General features: G+C 45.7%; 8 protein-coding genes. 5 read left to right on the top strand and 3 right to left on the bottom strand.

The window, feature by feature from the left end:
- The 3 genes from V6C93_RS32180 to V6C93_RS32190 form a co-directional block, all read left to right on the top strand.
- The coding region (locus V6C93_RS32180; RefSeq protein ID WP_333480760.1) for a serine/threonine protein kinase at positions 1–744 on the top strand (744 nt) is incomplete at its 5' end.
- A gap of 209 nt (positions 745–953) precedes the next feature.
- Positions 954–2,072, top strand: a complete 1,119-nt coding sequence (locus tag V6C93_RS32185) for a hypothetical protein (protein WP_333480761.1) — start codon at positions 954–956, stop codon at positions 2,070–2,072.
- A 456-nt stretch (positions 2,073–2,528) separates the two neighbouring features.
- Positions 2,529–3,089 carry a type II CAAX prenyl endopeptidase Rce1 family protein gene (locus V6C93_RS32190; RefSeq protein WP_333480762.1) on the top strand — a complete coding sequence of 187 codons (561 nt, stop codon included), beginning with the start codon at positions 2,529–2,531 and terminating at the stop codon, positions 3,087–3,089.
- 120 nt (positions 3,090–3,209) lie between these two features.
- Here the strand turns inward: V6C93_RS32190 and V6C93_RS32195 are convergent, their stop codons facing one another.
- Both V6C93_RS32195 and V6C93_RS32200 read right to left on the bottom strand, forming a co-directional pair.
- On the bottom strand, positions 3,210–3,626 hold the full coding sequence (locus V6C93_RS32195; protein ID WP_333480763.1) for a hypothetical protein: 417 nt from the start codon (positions 3,624–3,626) through the stop codon (positions 3,210–3,212).
- A 26-nt stretch (positions 3,627–3,652) separates the two neighbouring features.
- Positions 3,653–4,531 (bottom strand): S-layer homology domain-containing protein, encoded by an 879-nt coding sequence (locus tag V6C93_RS32200; protein WP_333480764.1) that lies wholly within the window; start codon positions 4,529–4,531, stop codon positions 3,653–3,655.
- Positions 4,532–5,081: 550 nt separating this feature from the next.
- Between V6C93_RS32200 and V6C93_RS32205 the strand changes: the two genes are divergently transcribed.
- Both V6C93_RS32205 and V6C93_RS32210 read left to right on the top strand, forming a co-directional pair.
- A complete protein-coding gene (locus V6C93_RS32205) occupies positions 5,082–5,762 on the top strand; it encodes a HEAT repeat domain-containing protein (protein WP_333480765.1) in 681 nt (226 codons plus the stop codon).
- A 71-nt stretch (positions 5,763–5,833) separates the two neighbouring features.
- Positions 5,834–6,400, top strand: coding sequence for a phycobiliprotein lyase (locus tag V6C93_RS32210; protein WP_333480766.1), 567 nt, complete (start codon positions 5,834–5,836; stop codon positions 6,398–6,400).
- Between the two features lie 283 nt (positions 6,401–6,683).
- On the opposite strand, the gene V6C93_RS32215 is transcribed toward V6C93_RS32210, so the two are convergent.
- Positions 6,684–9,240, bottom strand: a 2,557-nt coding sequence (locus V6C93_RS32215; protein ID WP_333480767.1) for a hypothetical protein, incomplete at its 5' end; no start/stop codon positions are given.

Below are 9,240 nucleotides of genomic sequence, written 5' to 3' on the forward strand. Positions count from 1 at the left end.
GAGCTTCAATCTAATTTAGATATAGCTATTTACCAAGCCCGCAGACCAAAAGATCGCCTGCTAGTAATTATTAAATTCTTAGTGCTTGATGAGCCTAGTCTGGAAAACATTACTAAATTTAAGCAAGAATATGAACTCACTAAAAATCTTGATATTGCAGAACTGTTAACACCGATTGCCTTAGAGAGTCAGAGAAATAACTTAATTTTAATTTACGAGAATTTTGACTGTATATTTTTATCAGAACTTATTAAGAATAGAGCGATTAGTTTCTCAGGATTTTTAACGATTTCTCTGCAACTTGTGTCAGCTCTAGAAAAGCTGCACGAAAATCATATTATCCATAAAGACATTCAGCCTCGAAATATTCTCATCAATCCAAACAGTCAGCAGATCAGGATTACAAATCTGGGTACAGCCTCTCTTCTTTCTAAAGAAAATCCAAGCATCAGCAACCCCAAGTGCTTAGAAGGAACGCTAGCCTACCTATCTCCAGAACAAACGGGACGAATGAATCGAGCGATCGATTACCGCACCGACTTTTACTCGTTAGGTGTCACATTCTATGAAATGCTCACAGGGCAGTTACCCTTCCTAAGTAAAGACCCAATGGAGTTGGTTCACTGTCACATTGCCAGAGTTCCCATTCCACCCCATCAACTCAATCCAGCCGTGCCTCACTATCTGCGATCGCTTACGGTCAATATGGCTTACTCCTTTGTGCGAGTGGGGATACGGATTTAGGTTATCAGATAGGTCAACTTGCTTTGCAGTTGTTAGAGAAATTCGAGGCAAGAGAACTGAAATGTAAAATTTATTTCTTATTCAATTCATCTATTAGACATTGGAAAGATCGTATTCAGACAACTATCGAATTTCTATTAGAAGGGTCTCAGATTGGGTTCGAGGTTGGAGATGTAGAATTTGCCTGCTACAATGCTGCATTTTATTACATGCATCTATTTTTTGTGGGCAGACCGCTACAGGTTGTCGCTGAGCAACAAGCCCGATATGTTGAGTTGATGGCTAAGTTAAGACAGGAGTTTCAAAGTAAGTTCATTAAGGTATGGAGGCAACTGGTTCTGACCTTGTTGGGTGAGTTGGCGAACGAGTATCGCTTGCCCCATGAGACTTTTGACGAAGCGGAAACGATGAGTTTCTTGATGGAAGTCAAAAACTATAGTTCGCTTTTTTATGCTTATTATACAAAGTTGGTTTTATCTTATTTCACGAGAAACTACTCGCAAGCTGTAGTCTATGCTGAGTTAGCAGAAAATTATACAGCAGGGGTTGCTGGAACGATTGTCGTCGTTGAACACAATTTCTACTTTTCTTTGGCGTTACTTGCCTTGTATGAGGCTGTTTCATATCGCGAACAGAAAAAAATCCTTGGTAAGGTGCGATCGCATCAGAAAAAACTGAAAAAATGGGCAAGCGACTGTCTTGAGAACTATCAGCATAAATACGAACTTGTACAAGCTGAAATCAATCGAATTTTAGGACGGAAGCTGGAAGCGATGGAGGCTTACGAGCGTGCAATTCAGACAGCTAGAGAGCAGGGTTATATTCAGGTAGAGGCGTTAGCCAATGAACGAGCTGCGGAGTTTTATTTCTGTTTAGGAAACGAGCAAATTGCTTACACCTACCTAGGAGAGGCACACTACGGGTATATTCGGTGGGGAGCAAGGGCGAAAGTTGCCGATTTAGAATCCAGGTACCCCCGCTTGTTTGCCAGACTCACTGGGGGGCGAGCGACCAGTATCACAAGTGCCTCAGTCGTGACATCTCCCATAGCAAACAATTTACGTGTCCTTGATTTAGCCACGGTATTCAAAGCATCCCAAGCTCTATCTAAAGAGATTATTTTAAACAGATTGCTCGAACGGTTCATGCAGATTTTAATTGAAAATGCAGGGGCACAGAAGGGCTTATTCATTACCGCCAAAGGGGAGCGATTGGTTATTGAGGCACAAGTCATCATCAATGGTAGCGAAGAAGTTGTGCTTCATCCGATATACAGCCTCTTTCGCAACTCAACTGTGAGGATGCGGAGTAAGTTCACTATACGTTAGCCATATCTATCTTCCCTAGCGGCGTCACCAGTTAAGGCTACCAGTTTATCCGCATTTCCCCCATGCACTGCCAGTTTCGGAATACCAATCCGTGAAAGGTGGGGGATGGATTCAACCCGATGTTAAGGTGGTGGGAATTTAACCCACATAGTAATTGAGTTGTCTAGGTTCATTTCCTAGCTGGTAATCCTTCATCAGAATTCTGATTAAACAACTCTGTGATTTCTACCAAACGAATCGCACTCAAGGGACAGTTCTCGGCCACCAGTGAAAGCAGGTCAGATGAGGTTTACGCTGAGGTACGCAAAGTCAAGATGCCAGTTGTCAGAAACTGAGAGTCAATCTAGTTAGCGCGATGCTTCATTTTTTACCAATTGTCAAACTGTCATACTGAGCTGACGCCAACTTATAGAAATACCTTTATTTTCGTTTTATAAAACCGAACAAAAATGAACGATGCAGCAGATAAATCCGTTGGGTCATGGTCTGAGAATCATCATTCATAGAGTTACTCAAGCCTTCTCAATACTTCCTCCTAGAAAAACTTGGATATTTTCCTTATGGATTCTAGTTTTATTCGCTGCTCTTATCGTGCCTGTAGGGTTGAATTCTAAGTTTTTAACCTTTGAATCCGTCCATTTATCCTGGCTAACTGTTATCCGTTTTATCGGGCTTACCTTCATAGCACCTGCTATCGTAGAAGAAACATTTTATCGTGTCATTCTCCTCCCTCATAAATCCGAAAAAACAACCTTCAGAAGCAAGTGCATTTGGGGAAGCATTAGCTTAATCACTTATATTATCGGACATCCCCTTAATGCTGTAACCTTCTATTCATCAGGATTCCCTACATTTTTCCATCCAGTATTCCTGTTAGCAACAGCATTACTGGGTCTAATTTGTATGATAGTTTATTGGAGGTCAGGCTCTCTGTGGCCTCCTGTAATCATTCATTGGTTGGTTGTTGTGGTATGGCTGCTGTTATTAGGAGGATACGGAAAGTTACATCAGCTCTAAGCTCAACTGTACTTAGGATCAGGTATATAAATCTTGTTGTTAAAACAAGAGATAAAAGGAAAAGAAGTCGTTTCTCTCATCTTTTATTTGCTATCAGTTGGGCTGGTGCGTAGACAATCACTACTCACTTGTTGTCCACTGCCAAGACTGAAGGCGGAAAACGAGAGACGCTTTGTTTGGTCTAGGTTGCACATCCAAAAAATCTTCTAGAGATATAGTCCGATCATTGGGTAATCGCACCAGATTTTTGGCCTCGATGTGCAAAAATTTGTTGGAGGCAAAACGACAATCAAACGGGGCAACTCGATAAGCGCTCAAAGGCTCAAAATGGTTGCCCAATCTCACAGCTACACAATTAATTTGGTTAGCCTTTTGCCCCGTCTTTTTTAGCGCCGCGTTGACTTCTCCCGTCAGTTTTTTCGACTGACGAATCAGGGGCATAATCTCATCTAAACCCAGCGTTCCACCCGCGAGAGCGGTATTAGGCAATAGACACCCTACCATTACCAGAGGAACGATAAATTTTACCAGCTTCATTTGTTGCTCCAGAATGTCGAAAACGGTTAAGGTGAACCTGATTGTCCTACCTTTTGTAGAGCATCCTCAGCTGTGGTAAAACCAGCAACATTATCACTAATCGCCGAGATACACCGCGCGGCTTCAGCTCGGTTTACAGCAGCTTGTGGGTTCAGCGTCTTGATTGAACCGAACGTTCGCCCAATGTTGGCATTATTTTGCAAGACACTCTCGACATATAAAGCGGACCAGTACTTTTTGGAGATTTTCTTGCTGTCCGTCCAACCCACCGGTGCACCTCCTTTATAGCTCTCCATAGGAACTCTATGGTCTAGCGCTACTTTCATCGCTAGCATCTGTTCGCGGGTAAGAATCTGGTCGGGCTTAAACGTTTGAGCATCGTCACCAATGGGATAGCCTGCATTGGCTAAACCTTGGATATAGCCGAAGTCTGGATGAGTGGGCGGAACATCCGAGAATGTTGCCTTACCACTTTCTGCCAGACGTATTTTCTTATCAGCAGACCCTGCAAAAAAAGCATTGTTGGCACGAACTAACCAGCGCACAAATTCAGCGCGGGTGATAGGCGCTTGGGGGTTGAATTTCCCAGATGTGGTATCAAAAACCGCTAACTGAGCGAGTTCGGTAATCTCCTTCTCTCCAAGCACACCTTTAATGTCCTCGAACGCAACGGATGTAGATGTCGGGGAATTTTTGGCTACTGCAACGGGTATAGGTGATGGACTTAGTTCAGGCACTGGATTGTCTAGCTGGGTCTTCAGCTGATCGACCTCCATCTTCAATTTGGCATTTTCTGTCTTGAGTTGGTTGAGCTCCTCTACGAGTCGCTTATCGGGTTGCTTACTTTGGCTTTTGCAACTACTCAACCCGAAAGAGCTAACCAGTAGTAGAAGGACGAATGACATCGACCTTATACCCTTTGAAATTTGGGATTTTGAGTGTTGGATTTTGCTCGTTTTGCCACTCGGGGGTTTCAAAAGTTCAAATGTGGCAAATTTCAACGCACATAGCATTACTCTTTTTTTTGAATTTTTCCCTTTAAGGAGCATCATCTGAAACTGTTCCTATGTAGCGGTTATTTTTAGGATTAAATTGATTCTTTCAGGATTTTTACCGCTAAAAATGAGCGATGGCTTGATTTTTTTAGACGGGTTATATAATTCTCCAGACACAAGAAATGCGCTGCTTCAGATGAATTTAAAATTTATTCCATCTATTATGACGTTGGAGAAAAAAAATGGTTCCTGGTCTCAACAATTACTGAGCAGGAACACAGGTAAGTCCTCAGCCAACTTTACTCTCGAAAGCTAGCTGAACAGCAAATCTTCCCGCGTAGGTTTGTTTGAACAGCGTCAAACCCAGCAGGAGTCAGTGTTTCGTTGAGTTTTGCTCCTGCAATGAGGTGGCAGAAATTCTAATTTTCTGTAATATTTTTTAATAAAGCCTATTTAGCAAATGACTTATCCCAGTTTAGATCAACTTTCAGCTCAGCTTGAGAGTCCCAGCTCTCGCGATCGCATGGTGGCGCTTGCCTCACTGCGCGATGTGCCAGCGGACGAGGCGGTACCTTTGATCAAAAAGGTTATAGAGGACGACAATTTACAAATTCGCTCGATGGCAGTCTTTGCCCTAGGGATTAAGCAAACGGAAGAATGCTACCCGATTTTGATAAGATTAGTCGAAACTGACCCCGACTACGGCATTCGTGCGGCGGCGGCTGGGGCTTTGGGATATTTGGCAGACCCAAGAGCTTTGGAAACGCTGGTTCGGGTGTTCTACGAGGACACTGATTGGTTGGTGCGTTTTAGCGCAGCTGTATCCCTAGGCAATATCAAAGACCCCCGTGCGCGTGAGGTTCTCATCCAAGCGTTGAAGAGTGAGGAAGTGGTAATCCAACAAGCGGCGATCGCCGCTTTAGGTGAAATCAAAGCCACAGAAGCCGTCGATGACATCCTGGAATTTGCTCAGTCAGAGGATTGGCTAGTGCGTCAGCGTTTAGCAGAAGCTCTAGGGAATTTGAAGAGTGACAAAAGCATCGCCGCGTTAAAATTCTTGGAGAAAGACGGTCATCCCCAAGTGTCTCAATCCGCGTCAATCTCTCTACAGCGCTTGGAAGAAGCTTCTAAGGAGGGATAGAGCGATAGCCTGGGGCGATCGCTTAAAATGCTGCAAAGTTACAAATCGTTAACGCTTTCTCACTTATCTTCATGGATATTAAAGAGTTTTTTGAGCAGAGTGCGGGCAAGTGGTTTTCTCAACGGACTGGTCACCATCCGGCTTTCAAGCAAGCCGAGAGTGGTCAGTCTAATATCACCATTGAAATACTTGCCGCCGATGCTCCAGAGGTCGTTCAACTCTGCCAACAGTATCACATCGAGCCAAGACTCGCTGTGTGTGGCGCGAGAGTGACTTGGGACGGCACGATGGAATGGTATGAAGATAAAGGAAAGCGCAGTGGTTCCACTGTGCTCGTACCCGTTCCCAACCCAGACAAGGCGAATGAAGGTCAGCTGTTGCGAAAAATGGCTGACGCACAAAAAGCACCTGTTACAGGTCGCTACGTGATTGGGAATGATGACGCTTTAACGATGATTACAGAATACGAAACGATGTATTCTGAGGAGCGTTTGTGGTTTGCTAGTCCGAATTTCCGGTTACGCACCACCATCCTCAAGCACTCTGGCGGTTTCAGTATGGCCTCTCTTTACTCAGAAATTCGCATGGGTGTGAGTCAGCCACCGAAGAAAGCCGAAGACGCAGCCGCAAAAGCTTAACCAAGAGTTAGGGGCGATCGCATTTTCCCAGTTGGGCAGGAATGCGATCGCCTCCTGAATTATTGCCTCAAGCTAGCGTGTTATCCACATAAATTCTTAATCGAGTCTAGCGATCGCTCTTCGTCACTTCCATCAATGCGATCGCTGGTACGATCAATCCATGCAGTCACAGTAGGAGAGAGCTGTGGAATCAACGTTCCTGCATCACAAGCCAGTCATTTACGGCAGCTCCTTTGCAAACTACATTTTCTTGACAAGGAGGGTTGGGAGATTCAATTTTCCCTTAGGAGGGTGGCACAATTCTGGGTGCAATTCTGGGAGGTGGCGGTGGGTTATCGACGCGCAACGGAACGAAATATCGGCTATAAACGACACTACTGGGTTCCCAAGGCGGTTGCCAATAAGCATCCTGAATCACAGCCTTTGTTTCTTCATCGTTTTGGGGCCACTTTAAGCTAACTACTCCAAAATTATTGCGCCCGATAATCTGTTCACCCTCTTGAAGCCACTGATTTCGCCAGAGCATTGATACGAGATTCCCCACTGCTGTGAGCCATCCAGTGGTGTTTTTGTGTTTGGACATGGCTGAAAACACCTGCTGAGCGCTCCAGGGAGCAAGCGTCGCTTTCTCGCGTTTAATCCACTCCACGTAGTACTGCCAGTCGGGGAGAAAGTGATGGTCTGTTATTGCCACTTCCCAAGCAACATTCCAATTGCCACACACCCCCTTGATTTGCCGCAGAACGGGACCCGTTGCAGGCACATCTACCTCCAGCATTCGCACCTTCTCGGGGGTGACTTGAATTTCCACGAGTTGAGGCGGTTGGTACCATCCTGCCCAATTCTGAGGTAATTCTGGGGCAAGAGATTTAGCTTTAGTATGAGCCACATAAGTCTTTAATTCACCATTTTTAAAGGCGCTTGCTGTTAATTGGGCTAGCACTCGTGCATTACTAGGGATTGGAAAGATTTCGCTTTGGGATTTTGCCGTTTTTGGACTTTGTCCTGCGGGCGGGTTTGGGATTTTGGATAGGGATTTAGTCTCTTTGTGATGAGGATTTAACCAATAACTGAGGCGAATAGTGGCTCCGTAGTGAATATCACCGGATAGTACCACTACTACAGGTCGCCGCTGAAACAGTTCAGTCAGTAGCCTCGATAGGGCCACTTCATTTAAGTTCCAGGCATCACCCACATCCGAGTTGTAAACATGGCCTTTCTCTAGTTCCATCCGTTGAACTTCGTCAATAACGCGCAGACTTACCAGGTTTGTCGGCAAGACAACAAAAGTTACTTCAATGTCCAATTTCCCCGTTTCTTTAAGTTGATCGCTAAGTTCCAAAGGGTGTTGAAGTTGTGTTTGAAACGCTGTGGGGCACAAGAGCATAGGAGGAGCGATCGCGCTTTGCGTATCGGCAAAGTCGATCGCATCTGAGCCTTGGTCAGAAAAGGCCGTCAGGCTGCTTGCCTCCTGGTTACCCGCTTTTGGATGAGAAATGCTTTCCCTCTCTCCATCTCCCAGTGGGTAGCCTCGCCAAGTTCGGGTGTCGAGTACAATCACTTCATGCTTGTGGCTTCTGATAGTGTAGTGCCACTCTACAGGCCGAGTCCCATCTGGATAATCCTGATCGAGAATTAAGACATCTTCATCCAGCCTCAATTTGGGCAAGCCAGTTGTCGGTTCCAACTGGGGAATTCCCACACACTTCGCTATTTTTTTGGAGGCAGACTCATCCGTTCCTGCGGATGCCGACCAACTTACGGCTGCTTTGAGTAAATTTCCACCCGGTTGTTCCGCCTCAAACTGGTCGGGTGTATTCCCCCATCCTTGAAACACCGCATAGGCTAACATCGCATTTTGCACGACACGCCGGCCTAGGGGTTTACTCAACACATTGATACACCAATCGCGATTCAGATACCAGTCATCAGTAACGTCATGGTCGTCAAAAATCATGTAGGTTGGCACATTGGCTAGGGCACGCCGAACTTTCCACAACTGACTCATGCACTCTTTGAGATGACGAACTTCCGCATCCCATTGCCTCGCCTGTTTAGACTCCTTATATACTGCCTTGCCTTTCGGTAAGCGATCGGGCCAGAGTATGGGCGACCAAACGAGCAGATAGCTGGCAAAATATTCACCCAGGCTGAACAGGTGGCTTTTGGCTTTCTCCGGGCTGTTGAGATGCATCGCCGTGAAGCTACAGTAATCTTTGGCGATTTGCGATCGCTGTCCCGGTTTCAGCTCACTGGCTTTCTTGTATTCATACGAAATTGGGTTCGTAGACAGTCCTTTCTCTTCCTTGTCGCCCTTGTCCCCCTTATCCTGCTTGTCTCTCCTCTCTACTACCTTTGAGTGCAACTCGATATCAGAAGCAGGGGTTGAGGTTTGCCACAAGGGCAAATTTTCTTCCCAACCGAGCAGGGTATCACCAATTTCCGTCGTGGCCCACAGCAGAGGGTCAGCAACATCGTCTCCGTAGATTTGGTCACCGGTGAAAAAGAGCTGATGGAGTCGAGATTTTGGCTCTTTGGCAGAATGCTCGATTAGGTCATCTAGGATGGGTAGCGCATCCGAGCCACCACCGTGTAACTTGCGGCAAGAACCATGAGCCAACCGCAAATCATTCAAATCCTCTGGCGGCAGGACAAAGGTTGGCAGCTGATGCTCGAAGTAGCTAACTGTAACCTGGGGAAAGTGCTCTGCTGTCAGTGCTTGGGCAAGATTTTGTTCAGCGCTGCCAAAACTCAGGTCGTAGGCATAGATTTGTCCAGGTTCTAGAGAGGAGGGGGTGAGGCAGGATGTAGAAACTGAGGCATTCTCCGTGTCTTCTTTG

It is taken from the genome of Allocoleopsis sp., from assembly GCF_036703385.1.
Taxonomy (GTDB): domain Bacteria; phylum Cyanobacteriota; class Cyanobacteriia; order Cyanobacteriales; family Coleofasciculaceae; genus Allocoleopsis.